Raw genomic sequence first — 22,250 nt, forward strand, 5'->3', positions numbered from 1 at the left:
CGACCGGTTTCCGCCGGGCCGCCGCCACGGGCCCGGCCGGGGTTCCGCCGGGCCCCGGAACAGCCCGGCCGCAGGTCCCGCCGGGCCCCGCAACGGCTCGGCCGCGGGTCCCGCCGGGCCCCGGAACAGCTCGGCCGCGGGTCCCGCCGGCCCCCGCCACGGGCTCGGTCAGGGTTCCGCCGTGCCCCCGGTACGGGCTCAGCCGACCGGGCCCGCGCTCTTCGCGGCGTCCGTGCCGGCGGGCTCCGCCGTCGCCGCGCGCGGGGCGGTCCGCAGGACGCCCGCGCCGAGGATCAGGCCGAAGGCGAGCGCGGTGACCAGGCCGAACGAGAAGACCAGCGAGGTGGCGTCGGCGATGCCGCCGATCGCGGACGGGGCGATCAGACCGGAGGTGTACGTGATGGTGGCGACGCCCGCGATGGCCTGGCTGGGGTTGGGGCCGGAGCGCGCGGCGGCGGCGAAGGCCAGCGGCACGACGACCGCGACCCCGAGGCCGATCAGTCCGAATCCGGCCAGCGCCACGGCGGCGTGCGGGGCGGCGACCACCATGACCCCGCCGACGGTGGCGGCGGCGCCGCCGACCCGGACGGTGCGGACCGCGCCGAAGCGGTCCACCACCCGGTCGCCGGCCAGCCGGGCCACGGCCATCGTGAGCGCGAAGGCGGTGGTGGAGGCGGCGGCGAGCCCCGCCGAACTGCCCAGCTCGTCGCGGAGGTAGACCGCCGACCAGTCGAGGCTGGCCCCCTCGGCGAAGACCGCGCAGAAGCCGATGGCGCCGATCACCAGCGCGGACTTCGGCGGCAGCGCGAAGCGCGGCGGCGCCTCTTCCTCCTCCGCGGGGGCCGGGTCCAGGACGCCCTGGCAGAGGGCGAGGCCCAGCACGGTCAGGACGAGCGCGCCGATCAGGTGGTGCAACCGGGCGTCGGTGCCGACATGGGCGGCGACGGTACCGGCCGCCGAGCCGAGCAGGGCGCCGACGCTCCACATGCCGTGCAGGCTGGACATGATGGAGCGGCCCAGCCGGTTCTCGGTCTCGACACCGAGCGCGTTCATCGCCACGTCGGACATGCCCGCCGTGGCGCCGTACACGAAGAGGACGGCGCACAGGCCCCAGACGTTCGGGGCGAGCGAGGGCAGGGTCAGCGAGAGCGTCCAGAGCGCGAGCAGTCCGCGCAGTGCGGTGCGGGCCCCGAAGCGGTGGCTGATCCGGCCGGCCAGCGGCATCGCGAGCGAGGCGCCGAGGGCGGGGAAGGCGAGCGCGAGGCCGAGCTGGCCGGCGCTGACCCCCGCGTGCTCCTGGATCCAGGGGATCCGGGTGGCGAAGCTGCCGGTCACGGCGCCGTGCACGCAGAAGACGGCGGCGACGGCGAAGCGGGCCCGCCGGAGCCGTTCGGAGCTGAGGACGGTCTCCGCCGCCATGTGGTCCTCCCCGGGACGCGATCGATCCGATGACGCGCCGTAAACTATCAGGAACCCTGCCTGATAAATAGTGGTCCGGAGCGAAGCGGGCGGGGAGACGTCTGAGAGGATCACCGCATGGCCGCATCCCCGAGCACCGCCCGGGCCATCAACGACCGGCTCGCCCTGCGCCTGCTCCAGGACGAGGGCCCGTTGACGGCAGCCCAGCTCAAGACCCTCACCGGGCTCTCCCGGCCCACCGTCGCGGATCTCGTCGAGCGGCTCAGCGGCTCGGGACTGGTCCATGTCGTGGGCGAGTCCGGCGCCGAGCGCCGCGGCCCCAACGCCAAGCTGTACGGGCTCGTCGCCGACCGCGCCCACCTCGCCGCCCTCGACGTCCGCACCCGCTCCGTCTCGGTCACCGTCACCGATCTGCTCGGCACCCCGCTCGCCGGGGCCGCCGCCCCGGTCGGCGAGGACGCCGGCACCGGACCCGCCGTCGAGAAGGCGGTCGCCCTCCTGGAGCGCACCGCGAAGGAGGCGGGCGCGGACCGGCTCCATACCGTGGCCGTCGGCGCCCCCGGTCTCATCGACCCGGCCACCGGCGAGCTCCGCGACTCCACCGGACTGCCCGCCTGGCACCGCCGGCTCGTCGCCGTCCTCCAGGAACGCCTCCCCGCCCATGTGCTCGTCGAGAACGAGACCAACCTCGCCGCCGTCGCCGAACTGCGCGAGGGCGCGGCCCGGGGCCGCGAGGACTTCGTCCTGCTCTGGCTCGGCCAGGGGGTCGGCGCCGCCGTGGTCCTCGGCGGGCGACTGCGCCGCGGGGCCTCCGGCGGCGCGGGCGAGATCGGCTTCCTGCCGGTGCCCGGCACCTCCGGGCTGCCCTCGGCGACCGGCTGCGACGGCGGCTTCCACGAGCTGGTGAGCACCACCGCCGCCGAGGCCCTCGCCCTCTCGCACGGCCTCGACCCGGTGGGCGCGCTCGCCTCCGGCGACGGACCCTTCCTCGACGCCTACGCCCGCAGGCTCGCCGTGGGCGCGGCGGCCGTCGCCGCCGTCCTGGACCCGGGCTGTGTGGTCCTCGCCGGGGAGGCGGGCCACGAGGGCGGGCCCGGCCTCGCGGCCCGCGTGGAGGCCGAGCTGGCCGCGCTCTCCCCGCTGCGCACCGAGGTCCGCGCCACCACCCTCGGCGACGCGGCCGTGCTCCGCGGCGCGCTGCTGCGGGCCCGGGACGCGGCGCAGGACGCCCTCTTCCCGTGACCCCGCCGTGCCGGGTCCCGGACACGCGACCCGGGCCCGGACCGGCGGGCGCGGCCGGGCCCGGACCGGGAACGCGACCGCGCCGCGCCCCGGACAGGGGGGCGCGGCGCGGAGGGTGCGGCCCGGCGGCGGCCAAGGGCCGTGAGACCGCCGCCGGGGGTATCTCAGGGGTGGTGCGTCAGCAGGCGCCGAGGTCCTGCCAGACGCCCCACTCGCCGGTCGTGCCGGGGGCCTCGTTCTGCGTCCACCACTTGGCCTTGTACTTGCGGCCGTTGTGGGAGACCTCGTTGCCCGTGTTGTAGACCTGGCCGGCCACGTACGCCGGGGTGGCGCAGCCGGTGGGCGGCGTCGTCGGCGGGGTGGTGGGAGGCGTGGTCGGGGGAGTGGTGGGCGGGGTCGTCGGCGGGGTGGTCGGCGGCGTGGTCGTGCCGGGCTCCACCACCGTCGTGCCGCGCGCCAGGTCGCCGGCGAGGGCGTAGGTGGTGCCGTTGATGTTCACCGTCCAGTTGGAGGGGGTGGACACCGGCAGGTAGTAGTTGAAGGCGAGGTCGATCGTCGCGCCCGGGGCGAGGGACTGCCAGGCCGGGAGCTTCAGCGAGACCCGGTGGAAGTTGCCCTTCAGGCCGCCCACGTTGGATCCGGTGTGGTCGCTGCTGATGACCTTGGTGCCGAAGCCGGACTGGTCGGAGGCGTTGGCCGGGGCCGAGGTGCCGTAGTCGAACTGGAACTCCGTGCCGCCGGGCAGCGCGGTGTTCGTCCGGTTGGTGATCTTGACCTTCGGGGTGAGCGGGTAGTTCGAGTCGCCCAGCTTGAACTCGGTGAAGGCGGTCTCGATGTTCACGGCCTGGGTCGGCAGCGCCTTGTCGGACTTCTTGGCGCCGTACGGGGTGGCGGCCTTGAACTTGTCGTACATCAGCGAGGTGAGCGTGTCACCCATCTCGTACTGGCCCTTGGCGGCGTTCCAGTCGTAGTCGCCGGCCATCTCCCAGACCATGGTGCCGCCGATGCCGCGGTCGACCACGTAGTCGGCCTTGGCGCCCACGGACTGCTCGTCCTCGGTGGAGAGGAAGACCTTCTTCTCGGCGTTCCACAGCCACGGCGCGACCAGGGTCGAGTCGTACTTGCGGGCGTAGGTGCCGGTCAGGGTGGTGTTCGCCGGGAAGCCGTACTGGGTGACGTAGTCGCCGACGATCCCCTTCTCCAGGTTCTTGGCGTGCCACATCGGGTTGGAGCCGGCCGGCGCCTCCTTGCCGGCGTCGTCCTTGTCGTGCCACAGGTTGTCGATGCCGGAGGCGCCGTCACCGCACTTGGTCAGGCCGGAGCCCACCGGGCAGGTGGCCGCGGTGGCCTTGCCCCACAGGCCGTCGGTGCCGCCCTGCACGTTCTTGTGACCGCGGGTGTAGAAGGGCAGGCCGATGTTGATGCGGCCGGCCGGCATGGAGCCGCGGAAGTAGTGGTAGGCCCAGTCGGTGTTGAGGTAACCGATGTTGCCGTACTGCGCGGAGCCGTAGACGTTGGCGGCGGCGAGCTCGCCGTCCTTGCCGTCGTCGAAGAGCGAGGCGTTCGGGCCGACGTACTCGTTCCAGGCGCCGTGCAGGTCGTACGACATGATGTTGACGTAGTCCAGGTACTTCTGCATCTGGTACGTCTCCATGCCGCGCAGAAGGTAGCCGGAGGAGGGGGCGGCGACGGTCAGCATGTAGTGCTTGCCGTCGGCGGCGCCGGCCGTGTCCAGCTTCTCGCGGAGGGACTTCATCAGGGCGTCGTAGCTCTTGACCAGACCCGCGCGGCGGCCGTTGGCGATCGACCAGTCGAGGGGGTTGCCCGCGTCCTTCATGGTCGTCGCGTACTCGTAGTCGATGTCGACGCCGTTGAACCCGTACTTGCGGATGAAGTCGACGGCCGAGGTGGCGAAGGTGTCGATGCCGGCCTGGTTGACCGAACCGTCCGGGTTGGTCGTCATCGAGTAGAAGCCGCCGGAGTTCACCCGGTCGCCGTTGTCCGCGAAGTAGCCGCCCGTCTCGGCCCAGCCGCCGACGGAGATCAGCGTCTTCACGTCGGGGTGCTGCTTCTTGAACTTGTTCAGCAGGTTGAAGTGGCCCTTGTACGCGTAGGCCGGGTCCATCTCGGCGCCGGCCACTCCGGGCCAGGTCATGCCGGTGGAGGCGTTGTTCGGGCCGTCCGCCCCGACGGAGAGCTTGTTGGCGCCGTCGACGTGGGCGAAGGCGTAGTTGATGTGGGTGATCTTGTCCCACGGGATGTTGTTGGCGAGGAAGGCGGGCTGGCCGTTCTTCCCGGTCCGCCAGCTCGTGAAGTAGCCGATGACGCGACGCTGGTGGTCGGCGCCCATCTTCTCGCGTCCCTCGGTGTCGTAGACCGAGCAGTAGGGGACGTCGACGCCGGGCGTCTTGTACAGGCCGTCGGGGCGACAGCTCTCGTTGTCGGCGGCGTAGGAGACGCCACCGGCGAGCGAGCTGAGCAGCAGGCCGGCCACGGCGGCACCGGACGCGAGCAGCGACGCTCTCTTGGTCGTGGGGGACAGCACGATCAGGTCCTCCTCGGGGAGGTGAAACACGCAACGAACAAGGGGGTGGTACGTGTTGGGCCCGTGGTGTGCGCACACCGTCGAGCCGTGCCTCGGAGGTGACACGGACATTAAGAGGACTAGACCAGTGCGTCAATAGGTCTGGACCAACGGAAAATTCCGTGGGACCCTGTGAGCGATCGCACAGGGATCGTGTGCATGCCCGTTGACAGCGCGTGGCACACTGGCCCTGTATCAGCAGCAGCGCACTCCGGGGTCGGTGTAATTCCGAACCGGCGGTATAGTCCGCGACCCGTCCGCAGCCAGCGGCCGGTTGACCAGGTGAGATTCCTGGACCGACGGTGAAAGTCCGGATGGGAGGCAGTGCGCGGCGGGCGACCCCTGACCGGGGTGTGCCGGCCGTACGTCCGCTGGTGGCCGCGTTCCGTCGGCGCACCCGTGGACCTCCGGCCGTTCCGGCACCCTCGTGCTCAGTCGTCGTACCCGCTCTCTGTCGTCATCGACAGGCCCCGGAGTCCGTGCCCGAAGAGGCAGGAGGACCCGGTGGACCGGCAGGCCGACATCACCGCCATGCGACGCGCCGTGGAGCTCGCCGCCCGCGGACTCGGCGCCACCAGCCCCAACCCCGTCGTCGGCTGCGTCGTCACCGACGCCTCAGGTCACGTCGTCGGCGAAGGCTGGCACCAGCGCGCCGGAGGCCCCCACGCCGAGATCCACGCCCTGCGCGAGGCCGGCGCCCAGGCCCGCGGCGGCACCGCCCACGTCACCCTCGAACCCTGCAACCACACCGGCCGCACCGGCCCCTGCGCGCAGGCCCTGATCGAGGCCGGCGTCGCCCGCGTCGTCTACGCCGTCGGCGACCCGAACCCGCAGGCCACCGGAGGTGCGGACACCCTCCGCGCGGCCGGCGTCGAGGTCGTCGCCGGGGTCCTGGAGGACGAGGCGGAGGCAGGCAACATCGCCTGGCTCACCTCCGTCCGCACCGGCCGCCCCTTCGTCCGCTGGAAGTACGCCGCCACCCTCGACGGCCGGATCGCCGCCGCCGACGGCAGCTCCCGCTGGATCAGCTCCGCCGACTCCCGCGCCGACGTCCACCGGCTGCGCGCCGAGGCCGACGCGGTCCTGGTCGGCGGCGGGACCCTGCGCGCGGACGACCCGCACCTCGCCGTCCGCGGCGTCGAGGGCGCCACCCAGCCCCTGCGGGTCGCCCTCGACACCCACGCGCGCCTCCTCCCCACCGCCCGGATCCTCGACGACGCCGCGCCCACCCTGCTGGTCGTCGGCGAGGACGCCGACACCCGGCACCTGCCCGGCGTCGACCTGCTGCGACTGCCCCTGCACGACGGCCGCATCGGCGTGCGCGAACTGCTCGACGGGCTGTACGCGCGCGGCGTCCGCTCGATCCTCCTCGAAGGCGGCCCCACCCTGGCGGGCGCCTTTGTCGCCGGGGGCGCCGTCGACCAGGTCGTCGGCTACCTCGCCCCGGTCCTCCTCGGCGCGGGCCCCGCCGCCCTCGCCGACGCCGGGATCACCACCCTCACCCGCGCGCTGCGCCTCGACATCACCGAGACCGCGCACATCGGATCCGATATCCGCATCACCGCCGTCCCGACCCTCAAGGGAGCCTGACCGTGTTCACCGGAATCGTCGAAGAGCTGGGCGAGGTCGTCGCCGTCGAGGAACTGCCCGACGCCTCCCGCTTCCGCCTGCGCGGCCCCCTGGTCACCGAGGGCGCCCGCCACGGCGACTCCATCGCCGTCAACGGCGTCTGCCTCACCGTGGTCGAGACCGGTGACGGCGAGTTCACCGCCGACGTGATGGCCGAGACCCTCAAGCGCTCCTCCCTCGGCGCCCTGGAGCCCGGCTCCCGGGTCAACCTGGAGCGCCCCATGGCCGTCGGCGGCCGCCTCGGCGGCCACATCGTCCAGGGGCACGTGGACGGCACCGGCACGATCCTGGAGCGGACCCCGTCCGAGCACTGGGAGATCGTCCGGGTCGGCCTCCCCGCCTCCCTCGCCCGCTACGTCGTCGAGAAGGGCTCCATCACCGTCGACGGCGTCAGCCTCACCGTGGTCGAGGTCGGCGACGACTGGTTCACCATCAGCCTCATCCCCACCACCCTCGCCCTGACCACGCTGGGGCACAAGCGGCCCGGCGCCCCGGTCAACCTCGAAGTGGACGTCATCGCCAAGTACGTCGAGCGGCTGCTCGGCACGGACGGACGGGAGAACGTCCAGTGAACTGGCTCAACTCCGAGGCGTTCACCCTCTTCGACCAGCACATCATCTGGTCGGACATGATCGGGAACATCTTCGGGCTGGTGGCCCTCACCCTCGGCTGGCGCCGTTCGGTGTGGACCTGGCCCGTGCAGTTCCTCGCCGGCCTCATACTCTTCGGCGCCTTCTTCGGCCACCTCACCGGCAGCGCCGGCAAGCAGGTCGTCGTCATGCTCGTGGCGCTCTTCGGCTGGTGGCAGTGGCAGCGCGGAAGGCAGGGCGGCGCCGACGGCCACATCGCGGTCCGCTTCGCCACCTGGCGCGAGCGCGGCGCCATGATCGCCGCGGCCGCCGCCGGCACCGTCGCGGTCGCCCTGCTCTTCGAGGCCTTCCCGACTCTCTCCTGGGACCCCTGGCCCGACGCGTACATCTTCGTCGGCACCGTGGTCGCCATGTACGCCCAGGCCCGCGGGATGGTCGAGTTCTGGTTCGCCTGGCTGCTCGTCGACCTCGTCGGTGTCCCGCTGAACTTCGCCAACGGATACGCCTTCTCCGGGTTCGTCTACGTCCTCTACGGCGCGCTCGTCCTGTGGGGCCTGCGCGACTGGTGGCTTCGCACGCGCACCCCCGCTCTGGAAGGAGCCCCCGCATGAGCACCGTGCCGTCCGTCTGGGACACCGAGGACCTCGCCCTCGACCCCGTCGAGCAGGCCGTCCGCGACATCGCCGCGGGCCGCCCCGTGGTCGTCGTCGACGACGAGGACCGCGAGAACGAGGGCGACCTCGTCATCGCCGCCGAGAAGGCCACCCCCGAGGTCGTCGCCTTCATGATGAGCGAGTGCCGCGGCCTCATCTGCGCCCCCATGGAGCACGACGAGCTGGAGCGGCTCCACCTCCCGCAGATGGTCGAGCACAACACCGAGTCGATGCGGACGGCCTTCACGGTCTCCGTCGACGCGAGCCCGGAGCACGGCGTCACCACCGGCATCTCCGCCGCCGACCGCGCCACCACCCTCCGGATGCTGGCGAGCGGGCACCACGAGCCCTCCGACTTCGTCCGCCCCGGCCACATCTTCCCGCTGCGGGCCCGCGAGGGCGGCGTCCTCGCCCGCCCCGGCCACACCGAGGCCGCCGTCGACCTGGCCCGCCTCGCGGGCCTGCGCCCGGCCGGAGCGATCGTCGAGATCGCCGGCGAGGACGGCGTGATGCTCCGCCTCCCCGAGCTCGTCCCCTTCGCCCGCAAGCACGGCCTGACGATCATCTCCATCGAGGACCTGATCGCCTACCGCCGCTCCGCCGAGCCCACCGTCCGCCGCGAGGCCGAGGTCCACCTCCCCACCGCCCACGGCGAGTTCACCGCCTACGGCTACCGCTCCACGGTCGACGGCGTCGAGCACGTCGCCCTCGTCCACGGCGAGATCGGCGACGGCGCCGACGTCCTCGTCCGGATGCACTCCGAATGCCTCACCGGCGACGTCTTCCACTCGCTGCGCTGCGACTGCGGCCCCCAGCTCCAGGCGTCCATGGACCGCATCCAGGAGGCCGGCCGCGGCGTCGTCGTCTACCTCCGCGGCCACGAGGGACGCGGCATCGGCCTGCTCTCCAAGCTGCGCGCGTACGAGCTCCAGGAGCGCGGCCGGGACACCCTCGACGCCAACCTCGAACTCGGCCTGCCCGCCGACGCCCGCGACTACGCCGCCGGCGCGCAGATCCTCGCCGACCTCGGGGTCCGCAGCCTCCGGCTCATGACGAACAACCCCGACAAGATCGACGCCCTCACCCGTCACGGCCTCGCCGTCGAGGGCCGCGAGCCGATGCCCGTCACGGCCGGCGAGCACAACCTCCGCTACCTCACCACCAAGCGGGACCGGATGGGCCACGACCTGCCCTGGCTGGACGGCTCCCCGGCCCCCACCTGCGGCAACCAGTAACCCCGATCGTCTTTCGCACCCAGCAAGGAGAATCATGAGCGGCAAGGGCGCACCCGTCCTCAGCGTGAAGAACTGCGGCGACCTGAGGGTCGCGGTCATCGCGGCGCAGTGGCACGAGAAAATCATGGACGGCCTCGTGGACGGCGCCCTGCGCGCCCTGTCCGAACTCGGCATCGACGAGCCCACCCTGCTCCGCGTCCCGGGCAGCTTCGAGCTCCCGGTCGTGGCGAAGGTCCTCGCGGAGCGCGGCTACGACGCGATCGTCGCCCTCGGCGTGGTCATCCGCGGCGGCACCCCCCACTTCGACTACGTGTGCCAGGGCGTCACCCAGGGCCTGGTGCAGGTGTCGATCGACACCGGAGTGCCCGTCGGCTTCGGCGTGCTGACCTGCGACAACGAGGAGCAGGCCCTGGACCGCGCCGGCCTGGAGGGGTCGAACGAGGACAAGGGGCACGAAGCGGTCACCGCCGCCGTCGCCACCGCCACCACCCTCCGGACGGTCAGCGAGCCCTGGCGACAGTCCACGAAGTGAACCCTGGCGACAGGGGCCCCGGGTGAAGCCGTACTCTAAGGACATCATGGCGAACAAAACCTTCGAAGAGCTCTTCACCGAGCTCCAGCTCAAGGCCGCCAACGGCGACCCCAGCACCTCCCGCACCGCGGAACTGGTCGGCAAGGGCGTCCATGCCATCGGCAAGAAGGTCGTCGAAGAGGCCGCCGAGGTCTGGATGGCCGCCGAGTACGAGGGCAAGGAAGCCGCCGCCGAGGAGATCTCGCAGCTGCTGTACCACGTCCAGGTGATGATGGTCGCCCGCGGGATCTCCCTCGACGACGTCTACGCCCACCTCTGAGCCGACCGGCCCCGAGCACACCCCCCTTTCCCCACCACTCCCAGGCAAAGGAAGCCCCCACCCATGCTGCGCATCGCCGTCCCCAACAAGGGTTCCCTCTCCGGACCTGCGTCGGCCATGCTCCATGAGGCCGGCTACCGCCAGCGCAAGGAGTCCAAGGAACTGGTGGTCATCGACCCCGACAACGAGGTCGAGTTCTTCTACCTGCGGCCGAAGGACATCGCCATCTACGTGGCCTCCGGGAAGCTGGACATCGGCATCACCGGCCGTGACCTGCTCCTGGACTCCGGCGCCAGCGCCGAGGAGATCCTGGCGCTGAACTTCGGCCGCTCCACCTTCCGCTACGCCACCCGTCCGGGCACCGCCAAGGGCCCGGAGGACTTCGGCGGCATGACGATCGCCACCTCCTACGAGGGCATCGTCGCCAAGCACCTCGCCGACCAGGGCATCGACGCCTCCGTCGTGCACCTGGACGGCGCCGTCGAGACCGCGATCCAGCTGGGCGTCGCCCAGATCATCGCCGACGTCGTCGAGACCGGCACCAGCCTGCGCAACGCCGGCCTGGAGGTCATCGGCGAGCCGATCCTGAAGTCCGAGGCGGTCGTGGTCCGCCGCCACGGCGCCGAGACCGACCACCCGCAGGTCCAGCAGTTCCTCCGCCGCCTCCAGGGCGTCCTGGTCGCCCGCAGCTACGTGATGATGGACTACGACTGCCGCGCCGAGCACCTGGAGCAGGCGGTCGCCCTCACCCCCGGCCTGGAGTCGCCGACCGTCTCCCCGCTGCACAACGAGGGCTGGGTCGCGGTCCGCGCCATGGTCCCCGCCAAGGAGGCGCAGCGGATCATGGACGACCTGTACGAGATCGGTGCCCGCGCGATCCTCACCACCGCGATCCACGCCTGCCGTCTCTGACGGCCCCCGGCACCCGTACGACCAAGGCACCGAGGAAACCCCCATGTCCGAGTCGCCCACGCCCGCCCTCCCGGTCACCTTCCGGCCGGGCCGCACCCGCGCCGTCCTGCTGACCGTCGGCGTCGTCATGTTCGCGGCGATCACCGCCGTGGCGCTGATGCTGGAACGGCTCGGAACGGGGGAGCGGGCCAGTTTCGTCCTCACCGCCGCCCTCTTCCTCCTCGTCCTGGTGATGCTGAGCCGCCCCAAGGTCGTCGCCGACAGCGAGGGCGTCACCGTCGTCAACATCACCCGCACCCGGCGCCTCGCCTGGGCGGAGATCCTCCGCGTCAACCTGCGTCCCGGCGACCCGTGGGTCTTCCTCGACCTCAGCGACGGCACCAGCCACCCCGCGCTCGGCATCCAGCCGGGCATCGCGAAGGAGTCCGCGATCCGCGACGCCCGCGCCCTGCGGGCCCTCGCGGAGAGCCACGGCACCGGCGTCGAGACCGCCTGAACCCCGACCCGGCCCCCAGGGCCGCCCGCCCGGACCCCCGGGCGGATCTCCGGGGGAACCCCCGGCCGTCCCCCATCCGGGGCGTCCCCCTGCCCCACGGGGCTTGCGCGTGACTACTCTTGAGGCGGTGGTGCCGAGCGCACCACCGCCTCGCGTGTGCAGGGCCGCCGCCGGCGGCCGGCGAGGCCACCCTTCGACCCGAGGAGTGACCCCCTCCGGCAATGGACGGATCGTCCGGTAATACCCGCGCCGCCCCCTCGTCCGAGGCGGCGGCATGATCGTCTCCCTGCTGCTCCTCCTGGCAGCCCTCCTCCTCATCCTCGCCAACGGCTTCTTCGTCGCCGCCGAGTTCGGTCTCGTGACCGTCGAGCGCGCGGAGGCCGAGCGGGCCGCGGCCGCCGGTGACCGGCGCGCCCGCACCGTCGTCTCGGCGCTGCGCGAGCTCTCCTTCCAGCTCTCCGGCACCCAGCTCGGCATCACGCTCACCTCGCTCGTCATCGGCATGCTCGCCGAGCCCGCGCTCGCCTCCCTCCTGCGCGCCCCGCTGACCGCCACCGGGCTCCCCCCGGGCGCCGTCTCCGCGGTCGCCGTGGTCGTCGGCATGCTGCTCGCCTCGGCGCTGCAGATGGTCGTCGGCGAGCTCGTCCCCAAGAACTGGGCGGTCTCCCGGCCGCTCCAGGTCGCCCGCTTCGTCGCCGCCCCGCAGCGTCGCTTCTCCGCCCTCTTCCGGCCGGTGATCGCCCTGCTCAACCGGGTGGCGAACGGTCTCGTCCGGGCCCTCGGCGTCGAGCCCACCGACGAGCTGGACTCGGTCCGCACCCCCGGCGAGCTGGAATCCCTCGCCCGGCACTCGGCCCGGGCCGGCGCCCTCGAACAGGACACCGCCGATCTCTTCGTACGGACCCTGTCCCTCGGCGGCCTCACCGCCGAGCAGGTCATGACCCCGCGCGTGAAGGTCAGCGCCCTCCAGTGGGACGCCACCGCGGCCGACGTCCTCAACCTCACCCGCGCCACCGGTCTCTCGCGCTTCCCCGTCTACCGGGACCGCATCGACGAGATCGTCGGCATGGTCCACCTCAAGGACGCCCTCGCCGTCGCCCCCGGCGCCCGCCCGAGGACCTCGGTCGGACGGATCGCCGTCCCGCCGCTCCTCGTCCCCGAGTCGCTGCCCGTCCGGACCCTCCTGGAGCGGCTGCGCCGCGAGCAGCCGATAGCCGTCGTCGTCGACGAGTACGGCGGCACGGCCGGCGTGGTCACCCTGGAGGACATCGTGGAGGAACTCGTCGGCGAGGTCCGCGACGAGCACGACACCGCCGCCGACTCCCGCCCCGAGCTGGCCGCCGCGCCCGCCGAGGACGGCCGCCCCGCCTGGGAGGCCGACGGCTCCTGCCGGGTCCACACCCTGCGCCGGATAGGCCTCGACGTGCCGGAGGGCCCGTACGAGACCGTCGCCGGGCTCGTCGCCGACCTCCTCGGCCGGATCCCGGCCCCCGGCGACCGGGCCGAACTGCCCGGCTGGCGGCTCTCGGTCCGCCGCGTCGACCGCTTCCGGGCCGAGCGGGTCCGGATCGTGCGCACCGCCCCCGTACCGATGGCGGAGGCCGTCCGATGAGCACCCTGCACCTCCTCCTCGCCCTGTTCCTGGTCCTGGCCAACGGCTTCTTCGTCGGCGCCGAGTTCGCGCTCGTCTCCGTCCGCCGCAGCCAGATCGAGCCGATCGGCGGCGCCCGCGCCTCCCGGGTGCTGTACGGCCTGGAGAACCTGCCGCAGATGATGGCCGCCGCCCAGTTCGGCATCACCGTCTGCTCGCTCACCCTCGGCGCGGTCGCCGAACCGACCGTCGCCCACCTCCTGGAGCCGGCCTTCCACGCCGTCGGCGTCCCGGCCGGACTCATCCACCCGCTCGGCTTCGTGATCGCCCTCGCCGTGGTCGTCTTCCTCCACCTCGTCATCGGCGAGATGGTCCCGAAGAACCTGGCGATGGCCGCGCCGGAACGGACCGCGCTGCTGCTCGCCCCCGGCCTCGTCGGCTTCGCCCGGCTCTGCCGGCCCGTGACGGCCGCCCTGGGCGCCTGCTCGCGGCTGGTCCTGCGGGCCTTCAAGGTCGAGCCGAAGGACGAGGTGGAGGCCGTCTTCACCAGCGCCCAGCTCGGCCGCCTCGTCGAGGACGCCGGCCAGGCCGGACTCCTCGACCCGGCCGAGCAGGAGCGCCTGGAGGACGCCCTGGAGCTGGGCAGCCGCCCGGTGACCGACGTCCTCCTCCCGGCCGCCGCCCTGGTCACCGTCCCGCCGTCGGTCACCCCGCGCGAGATCGAGGAGCTGACCGTACGGACCGGCTACTCGCGCTTCCCGGTCCGCGCCGAGGGCCGCCACCCGGACGTCTTCCTGGGCTTCGTGCACGTGAAGGACGTCCTGGACGCGGAGGAGCGCGAGCGGGCCGTGCCGCGGCAGCTGTGGCGCCCGATGGCGACCCTCCGGGCCGAACTTCCGCTCGACGACGCCCTCACCGTGATGCGCCGGGCGGCGACCCACCTCGCGCAGGTCGCCGACGCCTCCGGACGGATCCTCGGCCTCGTCGCCCTGGAGGACGTCCTGGAGACGCTGGTGGGAGAGGTCCGCGACCCCGCCCACCGGCTGCGCCCGGAGCCGGTCGCCGGATAGGGCGTCAGAACGGAGGCTCCTGCTGAGGGCCGCGGTCCGCCGGACCGCGGCCCGACAGGACCTCCCCGTACGCCTGCATGAGGTCCCCGAGCCGCAGTGTCGCCAGGTCCTCGCGGGTGAGGCTCCCGGGGTAGCCGGAGAGCCGCAGATCCCGGTAGGCGCAGGACTTCTCGTACAGGGTGCGCAGGAAGCGGCCGTTGCCCAGCTCGTCGATCCAGCCCTGCTCGACCACGTGGGCGCTGATCGAGCGCAGCTCGTCCAGCGCCTCCTCGTCCCAGCCGTCGCCGTTGGCCGCGGCCAGCACCTCCCCGATGGCGGTCAGCTCCAGCGGCCGGTAGGACGGGAAGTCGACGCGGGTGGTGAACCGGGAGGAGAGCCCGGGATTGGCGGCCAGCAGCCGGTCCATCCCCTCCGGGTATCCGGCCAGGATGACCACGAGGTGGTCCCGGTTGTCCTCGGCCCGTTTCAGCAGCACCTGGAGGGCTTCGTCGCCGTAGGCGTCGCCCTTGCTGTAGCCGGAGTTGGAGAGCGCGTACGCCTCGTCGACGAAGAGCACCCCGCCGACCGCGGAGTCGATCAGCTCGTTCGCCTTCACCGCCGTCTGGCCCAGGAACTCGCCGACCAGATCGGCCCGCTGGGCCTCGACCAGATGATCGCCGCCGAGCAGCCCGAGCGCGTAGAAGACCCGCCCCAGGATCCGGGCCACCGTCGTCTTGCCGGTGCCGGACGGCCCGGAGAAGACGAAGTGCCGCTTCGGCGGCTGCACCGGCAGCCCCTGCCCGGCGCGCAGCCGGGCCATCTCCAGCTGCGCCGAGAGCGCCTTGACCTGCCGCTTCACCGGCTCCATCCCGACCATGCCCTCCAGCTCCGCAAGGGCCTCGGCGAGCAGCACCGGATCGGTCGGCCCGGCCGGGAAGCGGGGCGGACCGGGCTGCGCGGGCACCGGCGAGCTGTGCCGTACGACCTCCGGCGGCGCGGCGGGCGGGCCGGGCGGCACCGGGTCGGGGGAGCGGCGCAGGCCGTCGCCGCCGGGCGCACCGGGCTCGGTCTCCGGTCCGGCGGCGGTGTCGGTGCCGTCCTGGCCGGGGCCGACGCCGGCCGTGCCGAGGGCGACGGCGGCGAGACCGGCCTGCTCGTCCATGCCGTCGAGCCCCTCGAAGCCGTCGTACTCGGCGATGGCGGCGAGCCGGGCGGCGGTGTCCATGAAGGCCGGATCGACGCGGTGCACCGCGCGGTAGAGGGGGAGCGCGGCGGCGCTGCGGCCCGTCCCCTCGTGGGCGCGGGCGAGCCAGTAGCGCAGCTCCTTGCGCTGCGGCTGCTCGCTGCGACAGCGCATCAGCGCCGCCGACAGCAGCGGCTCGGCCTGCCCGTACATCTCCAGACGCACCCGGGCCATGCCCCCGAAGAGGCCGGCCTCGATGCCGAGCAGCGGGTCGTCGACGAGGGGCTCGGTGTGCCGCACCAGCTGTTCCCAGTCCTTGACGAGATAGGCGCGGCAGGCGTGCAGGAAGCGGACCTGCGGGTCGGTGTCGACCGGCGGCAGCTCCGCGAGCGCCCGGTCGAGCTCCGGCACGTGCCGTCCGTCGAGCCAGTGGGAGGCGTGCGCGAGCAGCAGGTCGCGCGGGCTCTCCAGCACCGGCTGCACCCACCAGCCGAGCCAGTACCAGGAGTTGAGGGTGCGGCGGTGCCGGGTGCGCTGCTCGCCGAAGCGCTCGCGGTTGCGGTACATGCGCAGCAGCGCGGCCGTCGTGTCCACCCGGAGCGCGTGCAGCCCCAGCCAGGCGTCCGCCATGCCGGGGTCGCTCCTGACCGCCGCCCGGAACTCCTCCTCGGCCTGCGGATAGGCGCCCATCGTGTAGGCGTCCACTCCGCGCAGCCAGGCGAGCTCGGCGGGGGCCTGCCCGCCCTGCGTGCCGATGTCCATCGGGTCCCCCACAACCGTCGGCGTATGGACGGGATTTGACCGCACCTGGGGGCATCGTACCTGCGCAGGGGTGGTGCGCTTAAGGAGAAGCGCAAGATCCGGAATCGGTGACCCTGGGTGAGCGGGAGGGGTCGGAAGCCGTCCGGGAAGGGGTGCTGAGGGCAGAACGAAGCCCCCGATCACGGGGGAACAACCGGGGGCTTCGTGTCCGCGGCGGCTGTCGAAAAGCCGCACATTGAGAACGTAAGACCTGTACGCCCCTGGGGTCAAGCGCAGTTGAGGCACTTGCGGAAGCGGAATTCCGGGGGCTCAGTTCACCGCCATCGCGCCGTCACGGTGCGTGATGATCTGGTCCGGGCCCGCTGTCACACCAGGCCCGGGGAGCCAGTCGTAGCCCTCTTTCCGCTCCCGCACCAGGGTGTCGGCGAAGGGCCGCGAGGGGTCCGCGGCGAAATGGCGAGTCTCCGCCACCACCCAGCCGTCCCAGAACTCCGCCTGCTCCGGTCCGTCCCGGTGCCGGCCGCGGTCCCACGAGGCGCCGGCCGGCCGCTCCATCCACAGCAGCCACGCCAGCCACGGGCGCAGCTCGCGCCGTCCGGACCCCACGCCCTCCACCAGCACCACCGGAGCCGGGGGCAGCTCGCGGGCGGGGCCGAAGCGCCGCAGGGTCCAGTCGTACGGGTGATAGCGCGCGGTCGCACCGCGCTCCAGCGGCTCCAGGACCTGCTCGCGCAGCCGGCCGGTCCAGGCGAAGAGCTCGTCGTGGGTGGCGAGGTCGTCGAGGCGGAGGACGGGCGCGCCGCCGAGCGCGGCGGCGAGCCGGCCGGCGAGCGTGGACTTGCCGGAGCCGGCGTGTCCGTCGACCGCGACCAGCCGGACCGGGCCGAGCGAGGGCGGCAGCCGGCGCAGCGCGCGGGCCGCGCGGTCGAGGTCGTCCATGCGGCCCAGGGTAGGCCAGGGGTGCCGTCGCAGGTCAGCGAGGTGCCGCCGTCAGTGGTCTCTACCCATGTCGATGGCGGCGACGCGGGCCGAAGTGCTGGCGGAGCCCCCTTCCAGCCGGGATAGTGGGCCCGCGCAGCCCCGCCCGATCGCCGTTCCGTCCTCGACTGGGGGTCCTCGCCATGCCCGGATCAGCCTCACGCCGGACCGTCCTCGCCGCAGCGCTCGCGGCCGCCGCGGGCACGGCCGCGGCCGGAGCCGTACCGGCCTCGGCGTCCGAACCCGGTGGTACGGGAGAGGGCGCCGGCGCGGCGGCCCCGGCGACCGTCGCCAACCGCTTCTGGTCCACCTTCACCGACTGGCGGTCCGGCGCGGCCGAGGGCACCCGGGCCGTCGCCGGGAGCCGCCCGGGCCTGGTCCTGGACGCGCCCCTGGGCGTCACCGACTACACCGATCCGCACACCGGGCTGACCTCCTCCTGGGAGTACGCCCGCTGGACCTCGCCCGCGCACACCCCGGCGGTGCCGGCCACCGAGGTGATCGCCTCCTGGAACGCCCGCACCCCGGCCGGCACCTGGCTCCAGGTCGAGCTGGCCGGCCGGTACGCGGACGGCACGGCGACCCCGTGGTTCGTGATGGGGCGGTGGGCCTCGGGCGACACCGACATCCGGCGGACCTCGGTGGACGGCCAGACCGACGGGCGGAGCAGCGTCTGGACCGACACCCTCGCGGTCGACGACCCGGCGAGCGGCCTCCGGCTGGTCGCGTACCGGCTGCGCCTCACCCTCCACCGCCGCCCCGGCAGCACCCTCACGCCCACCGTCTGGCGGCTCGGCGCGATGGCCTCGGACGTCCCGGACCGCTTCACGGTCCCGGCCTCCGTGCCCGGCCTCGCCCGCGAGCTGGCCGTCCCCCGCTACTCGCAGAACACCCACGTCGGCCAGTACCCGGAGTACGACAACGGCGGCGAGGCGTGGTGCAGCCCGACCTCCTCGCAGATGATCCTCGAGTACTGGGGACGGCGGCCCTCCGCCGCGGAGCTGGCCTGGGTGAACCCCGACTACGCCGACCCGCAGGTCTGCCACGCGGCCCGGTACACCTACGACCACCAGTACGAGGGCTGCGGGAACTGGCCCTTCAACGCCGCCTACGCGGCCGGCTACCCCTCCATGAACGCCGTGGTGACCCGGCTCCGCTCGCTCACCGACCTGGAGACCCTGATCCGCGCCGGCATCCCGGCCATGACGTCCCAGTCCTTCCGCGCGGAGGAGCTGACCGGCGCCGGCTACGGCACCTCGGGCCACCTCATGACGGTGATCGGTTTCACGGCCGCCGGCGACGTGATCGCCAACGACCCGGCCTCCCCGACCAACGAGGCCGTCCGCCGGGTCTACCGCCGCCGCGAGTGGGAGAACGTCTGGCTCCGCACCAAGCGGTACAACGCGAGCGGGAACGTGGTCTCCGGCACAGGCGGGGTCTGCTACCTGTACTTCCCCGAACGGCCGACTGCCGCGCAGCGCAAGGCGCTTCAGGCGGTCGGCGTGGTCTGAGGCGCCCGGGGGCGGGCCGGGGGTGTGAGGGACGTCTCTGGTCCGGGAGCGGTGCCGTGCCTCATGGTGGTGCCCATGAGCGCCACCACCACCCCCGCAGGCCGCCTCCGCTCGCGCACGCGCACGGGCGGCCCCGAGGACGACAAGGGTCCCGAGCTGCTGGAGCACGTCCTCGGCTGGACCCTCGTCGTCCTCCTCGCCGTCCTGGTCACCCGCGCGGGTCTCATGTGACCCGGCCGACGGTCAGCGCGCCCCGCCCGGCGGGAGCAGGACCCCGCTGACCCGTACGGTCCGGTCGGCCCAGACGGGCGCGGCGGCCAGCCGCGTCCACTCGGCGTCCCGGCGCCCGGGAAGGGCGCGCCCCTGGCCGGCCCAGAGCGCGTACAGGGCCTGGTAGATCGGGGGGTCCGGAAGGACCTGCACCGGTACGGGCGCGGGCAGCGGCCCCGGCACCGCTACGGTCGCGGGGACCGCCACGGGCACCGGTACGACGGCCGTGGGCTGGGGGACCGCCACGGGTACCGGTACGGGGACCGCCACCGGCACCGGTACGACGGCCGAGGGCGTCTGGACCGCCGGCGCCGGAGCGGGCGCGCGGGTGGGGTCCGGAGCCGTGGCCTGCGCGGGAAGCGGTGCCGGTGCGGCGCCCCCGGGTGCGGGGCCGGGTGCGGCGGGTGCCTCCGGAAGCCGGTGAGGAACGTGCGGAACCGATTCTTCACCGCATGGTTCGGTCTGCCGATGCCGACCGACTCCGCTGGGTGTGGAGTACAGCGTGGTCATGCCCGGACCAACGCGTCCCGGGCCGCCCGGGTCACCGCCGGACGGATTCGGGCGACAGTTCGCCCCTTACCCGCTCCCGCCCGTCCCCCCCCCCCCCCCCCGCCCCGCGCACACCTCTGGTCCTCGCCCTGATGTCTGACGTACCGTCAGATCCTCTTCGAGGAACAGGAGGTCAGCCGTGGACGACGACCGGCCCGTCCCGCTCGACGAATACCCCGTGCACCAGGCCCCGCTGTCGATGAAGCACCACGTCAGCGGCGACCGGAACGTCTACGACCGCTGCATCTTCCACGTCCTCGACCACACCGGCCGAGCCCTCCTCGTCGCCGGGCTCGGCGTCTACCCCAACACCGGGGTCGTCGACGCCTACGCCACCCTGCGCACCGGCGACCGTATGCACGCCGTCCGCGCCTCCGACGCGCTCGGCGACGACCGGATGCGGCTGGAGGTCGGCCCGCTCCGGATCACCGTCGACGAACCCCTCCGCCGCTTCACCCTGAGCTGTGCCGCCGACCCGGCCGACCCCGACGGGCTCTCCTTCGAGCTCACCTGGACCGCCGACTTCCCCGCGCTCTGGGAGCCGCACCACTTCCAGCGCACCGGGAACCGGCTCACCCTCGAAGGCCGCCGCTTCGTCCAGGCCGGCCGCTGCGAGGGCGTGATCAGGGCCGGCGGCGAGCGGTTCGAGGTCACGGCGGGGGAGTGGACCGGTACCCGTGACCGCAGCTGGGGGGTCCGCCCGATCCCCGGCGAGGAGCCCGGCCGGGCCGCCGAGTCCCGCCCCGAGGGCTTCCACTGGCTCTGGATCCCCATGCGCTTCGAGGACCGCTTCCTGATGGTCGTCGCCCAGGAGGACGCCGACGGCTACCGCACCCTCAACCAGGCCCAGCTCGTCCGCGCGGGGCACCGGGACGTCCAGCTCGGCTGGCCCCGCACCGAGATCGCCTACCGGGCCGGCACCCGCCACCCCGAGAGCGCGGTCGTCCACCTCACCGACCCCGGCGGCAAGCCCCTGGAGATCGGCGTCGAGATCCTCGCCTCGTCGCCGCTCGCCGTCGGCGCGGGCTATCCGCCGGCCGGCGACTGGCAGCACGGCACCTGGCGGGGCCGCGACTGGACGGACCGGCGCGTCTACGACCTCTCCGACCCGTCGGCCCACCCCCTCGCCGCGTACGGCGTGACCGACCACGCGGCCCGCTTCACCCTCGACGGGCGCACCGGCCACGGCATCTTCGAGCACGGCTCCTTCGGCCGCCACGACCCCAGCGGCTTCACCGACTTCACCTCGACCGCCCGCTGAGCCCACCCCGCAGGGCCCGGCGAGCGGGCCGAAGGGGTGCGGAGGCCCACGGCCCCGAGCACGGCCGGGGGCGTGAGCCCCGCTCGAAGCGCCCCGGAGGCGGATCGAGCCCCGAGCAAGAGGAGACCCATGGCCACGGCACCGCGTCCCCGCACCACCACCCGCGACCCCGAGGAACTGGCCGTCCGGCTCACCGCCTGGCTCGACCGCAGGCTGCCCGGCGCGACCGTCTCCGGACTCGCCGTCCCCGGCTCCAACGGCATGTCCAGCGAGACCCTGCTCTTCGACCTGGAGCACCCGGACGCCCCGGTGCGCGGCTGCGCGCTGCGGCTGGCCGCCGACCCGGCGGCGTACACCGTCTTCCCCGAGTACGACATGGCCCGCCAGCACCGGGTGATGGCGCTGGTGGCGGAGCACACCGACGTGCCCGTCCCGCGGGTCCTCTGGCTGGAGGAGGACCCGGAGCCGCTCGGCGCCCCCTTCTTCGTCATGGCGCGCGCCGAGGGCCGGGTACCGCCGGACGTCATGCCCTACACGTACGAGGGGAACTGGCTGCACTCCGCCTCCGACGCCCAACGGGCCGCGCTGGAGGCGGAGTCGGTGGCGGTCCTGGCCCGGCTGCACGATCAGGTCCCGCCGAAGGAGGCCGCGTTCCTGCTCCCGGACGGCTCCGGCAGCCCGCTGCGCCGTCACGTCGACGCCCAACGCGCCTACTACGCCTGGGTGGTGGAAGGGCTCGCGCCCTCACCGCTCATCGAGGCCGCCTTCGCGCGCCTGGAGGAGCTGTGGCCGGACGACGAAGGGCCCGCCGTGCTCTGCTGGGGCGACGCCCGGATCGGGAACATCGTCTACGACGGTTTCACGCCGGCCGCCGTCCTCGACTGGGAGATGGCGGCCTGCGCGCCCCGCGAGGTCGACCTCGGCTGGACCGTCTACCTGCACCGCTTCTTCCAGGACCTGACGGTGGGCTTCGGTCAGCCGGGCCTGCCGGGCTTCCTGCGCCGCGAGGCCGTCGAGCGCCGGTACGCCGAACTGACCGGGCACACCCCGCGCGCGATGGAGTTCCACACCCTCTACGCGGCGCTGCGGCACGCGATCGTGATGCTGAGGATCGCCTACCGCCAGGCGTACTTCGGAGAGGTCGAGGTCCCCGCGGACCCCGACCGCCTCATCCTGCACCACGCCACCCTCGCGGCGATGGTGCGCGGAAGCTACTGGACCGGCGTGAGCTAGGTCCTGTCGTCACCCACCCCGCGCCCCCCCCCGGGGGGGGCCCCGCGGGGGGGGCGGGGGGGGGGGCGCCCCGGGGGGGCCGCCCCCCCCCCCCCCGGGGGCCCGGCCCCCCCCCCCCCCGCCCCCCCCCCGCGGGGGGGGGGGGGCCCCCTGCGGCCCCGGCGGGGCGGGGGCCCCCCCACGCCGGCGCCGACCTGACCGCGCTGCACGCCGCCCTGGGGCGCCTGTGGGCCGCCGGACTCCCCGTCGACT

20 protein-coding genes and 1 riboswitch are annotated in these 22,250 nt (G+C 73.6%); of the genes, 15 read left to right on the plus strand and 5 right to left on the minus strand.

Features of this window, described 5'->3' with window-relative positions; genetic code table 11:
• Positions 1 to 198 precede the first annotated feature (198 nt).
• Positions 199 to 1,419 (minus strand): MFS transporter, encoded by a 1,221-nt coding sequence (locus ACFYT9_RS32815; RefSeq protein ID WP_389169453.1) that lies wholly within the window; start codon positions 1,417 to 1,419, stop codon positions 199 to 201.
• Positions 1,420 to 1,536: 117 nt separating this feature from the next.
• Between ACFYT9_RS32815 and ACFYT9_RS32820 the strand changes: the two genes are divergently transcribed.
• Positions 1,537 to 2,661 (plus strand): ROK family transcriptional regulator, encoded by a 1,125-nt coding sequence (locus ACFYT9_RS32820; RefSeq protein WP_389169456.1) that lies wholly within the window; start codon positions 1,537 to 1,539, stop codon positions 2,659 to 2,661.
• 178 nt (positions 2,662 to 2,839) lie between these two features.
• Here ACFYT9_RS32820 and ACFYT9_RS32825 read toward each other — a convergent pair whose 3' ends face one another.
• Positions 2,840 to 5,206, minus strand: a complete 2,367-nt coding sequence (locus tag ACFYT9_RS32825) for a chitinase C-terminal domain-containing protein (RefSeq protein WP_389169458.1) — start codon at positions 5,204 to 5,206, stop codon at positions 2,840 to 2,842.
• A gap of 241 nt (positions 5,207 to 5,447) precedes the next feature.
• Positions 5,448 to 5,577, plus strand: a riboswitch (FMN riboswitch).
• 172 nt (positions 5,578 to 5,749) lie between these two features.
• On the opposite strand from ACFYT9_RS32825, the gene ribD reads away from it, so the two are divergent.
• The 10 genes from ribD (at position 5,750) to ACFYT9_RS32875 (ending at position 14,272) form a co-directional block, all read left to right on the plus strand.
• Positions 5,750 to 6,835, plus strand: coding sequence for a bifunctional diaminohydroxyphosphoribosylaminopyrimidine deaminase/5-amino-6-(5-phosphoribosylamino)uracil reductase RibD (gene ribD, locus ACFYT9_RS32830; protein WP_389169461.1), 1,086 nt, complete (start codon positions 5,750 to 5,752; stop codon positions 6,833 to 6,835).
• 2 nt (positions 6,836 to 6,837) lie between these two features.
• Positions 6,838 to 7,446 carry a riboflavin synthase gene (locus tag ACFYT9_RS32835; RefSeq protein ID WP_389169464.1) on the plus strand — a complete coding sequence of 203 codons (609 nt, stop codon included), beginning with the start codon at positions 6,838 to 6,840 and terminating at the stop codon, positions 7,444 to 7,446.
• The gene (locus ACFYT9_RS32840; protein ID WP_389169466.1) at positions 7,443 to 8,075 is read left to right on the plus strand and encodes a nicotinamide riboside transporter PnuC; all 633 of its coding nucleotides are present in this window, start codon (positions 7,443 to 7,445) and stop codon (positions 8,073 to 8,075) included. Before ACFYT9_RS32835 ends, ACFYT9_RS32840 begins: the two co-directional genes overlap by 4 nt.
• The gene (locus ACFYT9_RS32845; protein WP_376602554.1) at positions 8,072 to 9,352 is read left to right on the plus strand and encodes a bifunctional 3,4-dihydroxy-2-butanone-4-phosphate synthase/GTP cyclohydrolase II; all 1,281 of its coding nucleotides are present in this window, start codon (positions 8,072 to 8,074) and stop codon (positions 9,350 to 9,352) included. Before ACFYT9_RS32840 ends, ACFYT9_RS32845 begins: the two co-directional genes overlap by 4 nt.
• A gap of 34 nt (positions 9,353 to 9,386) precedes the next feature.
• Positions 9,387 to 9,884 carry a 6,7-dimethyl-8-ribityllumazine synthase gene (gene ribH, locus ACFYT9_RS32850; protein ID WP_376602553.1) on the plus strand — a complete coding sequence of 166 codons (498 nt, stop codon included), beginning with the start codon at positions 9,387 to 9,389 and terminating at the stop codon, positions 9,882 to 9,884.
• A gap of 46 nt (positions 9,885 to 9,930) precedes the next feature.
• A complete protein-coding gene (locus tag ACFYT9_RS32855) occupies positions 9,931 to 10,203 on the plus strand; it encodes a phosphoribosyl-ATP diphosphatase (protein ID WP_031005643.1) in 273 nt (90 codons plus the stop codon).
• A 63-nt stretch (positions 10,204 to 10,266) separates the two neighbouring features.
• Positions 10,267 to 11,115: an ATP phosphoribosyltransferase gene (gene hisG / locus ACFYT9_RS32860; protein ID WP_376602552.1), complete on the plus strand. Its 849-nt coding sequence runs from the start codon at positions 10,267 to 10,269 to the stop codon at positions 11,113 to 11,115.
• Between the two features lie 43 nt (positions 11,116 to 11,158).
• Positions 11,159 to 11,611: a PH domain-containing protein gene (locus ACFYT9_RS32865; protein WP_389169472.1), complete on the plus strand. Its 453-nt coding sequence runs from the start codon at positions 11,159 to 11,161 to the stop codon at positions 11,609 to 11,611.
• 274 nt (positions 11,612 to 11,885) lie between these two features.
• On the plus strand, positions 11,886 to 13,223 hold the full coding sequence (locus tag ACFYT9_RS32870) for a hemolysin family protein (protein WP_389169474.1): 1,338 nt from the start codon (positions 11,886 to 11,888) through the stop codon (positions 13,221 to 13,223).
• Complete coding sequence (locus ACFYT9_RS32875; RefSeq protein ID WP_389169477.1) at positions 13,220 to 14,272, plus strand: hemolysin family protein; 1,053 nt, start codon at positions 13,220 to 13,222, stop codon at positions 14,270 to 14,272. Before ACFYT9_RS32870 ends, ACFYT9_RS32875 begins: the two co-directional genes overlap by 4 nt.
• Before the next feature lie 4 nt (positions 14,273 to 14,276).
• Here ACFYT9_RS32875 and ACFYT9_RS32880 read toward each other — a convergent pair whose 3' ends face one another.
• Positions 14,277 to 16,196 (minus strand): AAA family ATPase, encoded by a 1,920-nt coding sequence (locus ACFYT9_RS32880; RefSeq protein ID WP_389169480.1) that lies wholly within the window; start codon positions 16,194 to 16,196, stop codon positions 14,277 to 14,279.
• A 309-nt stretch (positions 16,197 to 16,505) separates the two neighbouring features.
• The gene (locus ACFYT9_RS32885; protein ID WP_389169483.1) at positions 16,506 to 17,135 is read right to left on the minus strand and encodes a uridine kinase; all 630 of its coding nucleotides are present in this window, start codon (positions 17,133 to 17,135) and stop codon (positions 16,506 to 16,508) included.
• Between the two features lie 182 nt (positions 17,136 to 17,317).
• On the opposite strand from ACFYT9_RS32885, the gene ACFYT9_RS32890 reads away from it, so the two are divergent.
• Positions 17,318 to 18,685, plus strand: a complete 1,368-nt coding sequence (locus tag ACFYT9_RS32890) for a peptidase C39 family protein (RefSeq protein ID WP_389169486.1) — start codon at positions 17,318 to 17,320, stop codon at positions 18,683 to 18,685.
• A gap of 75 nt (positions 18,686 to 18,760) precedes the next feature.
• The gene (locus ACFYT9_RS32895) at positions 18,761 to 18,916 is read left to right on the plus strand and encodes an SCO1431 family membrane protein (RefSeq protein ID WP_376602524.1); all 156 of its coding nucleotides are present in this window, start codon (positions 18,761 to 18,763) and stop codon (positions 18,914 to 18,916) included.
• A 12-nt stretch (positions 18,917 to 18,928) separates the two neighbouring features.
• Here the strand turns inward: ACFYT9_RS32895 and ACFYT9_RS32900 are convergent, their stop codons facing one another.
• Positions 18,929 to 19,201: a hypothetical protein gene (locus tag ACFYT9_RS32900; RefSeq protein WP_389169489.1), complete on the minus strand. Its 273-nt coding sequence runs from the start codon at positions 19,199 to 19,201 to the stop codon at positions 18,929 to 18,931.
• Positions 19,202 to 19,703: 502 nt separating this feature from the next.
• On the opposite strand from ACFYT9_RS32900, the gene ACFYT9_RS32905 reads away from it, so the two are divergent.
• Positions 19,704 to 20,765 (plus strand): hypothetical protein, encoded by a 1,062-nt coding sequence (locus ACFYT9_RS32905; RefSeq protein WP_389169501.1) that lies wholly within the window; start codon positions 19,704 to 19,706, stop codon positions 20,763 to 20,765.
• 129 nt (positions 20,766 to 20,894) lie between these two features.
• The gene (locus tag ACFYT9_RS32910; protein ID WP_389169492.1) at positions 20,895 to 21,998 is read left to right on the plus strand and encodes a phosphotransferase family protein; all 1,104 of its coding nucleotides are present in this window, start codon (positions 20,895 to 20,897) and stop codon (positions 21,996 to 21,998) included.
• Positions 21,999 to 22,250: the final 252 nt, after the last annotated feature.

It is taken from the genome of Streptomyces sp. NPDC004435 (assembly GCF_042873895.1).
Classification (GTDB): domain Bacteria; phylum Actinomycetota; class Actinomycetes; order Streptomycetales; family Streptomycetaceae; genus Streptomyces.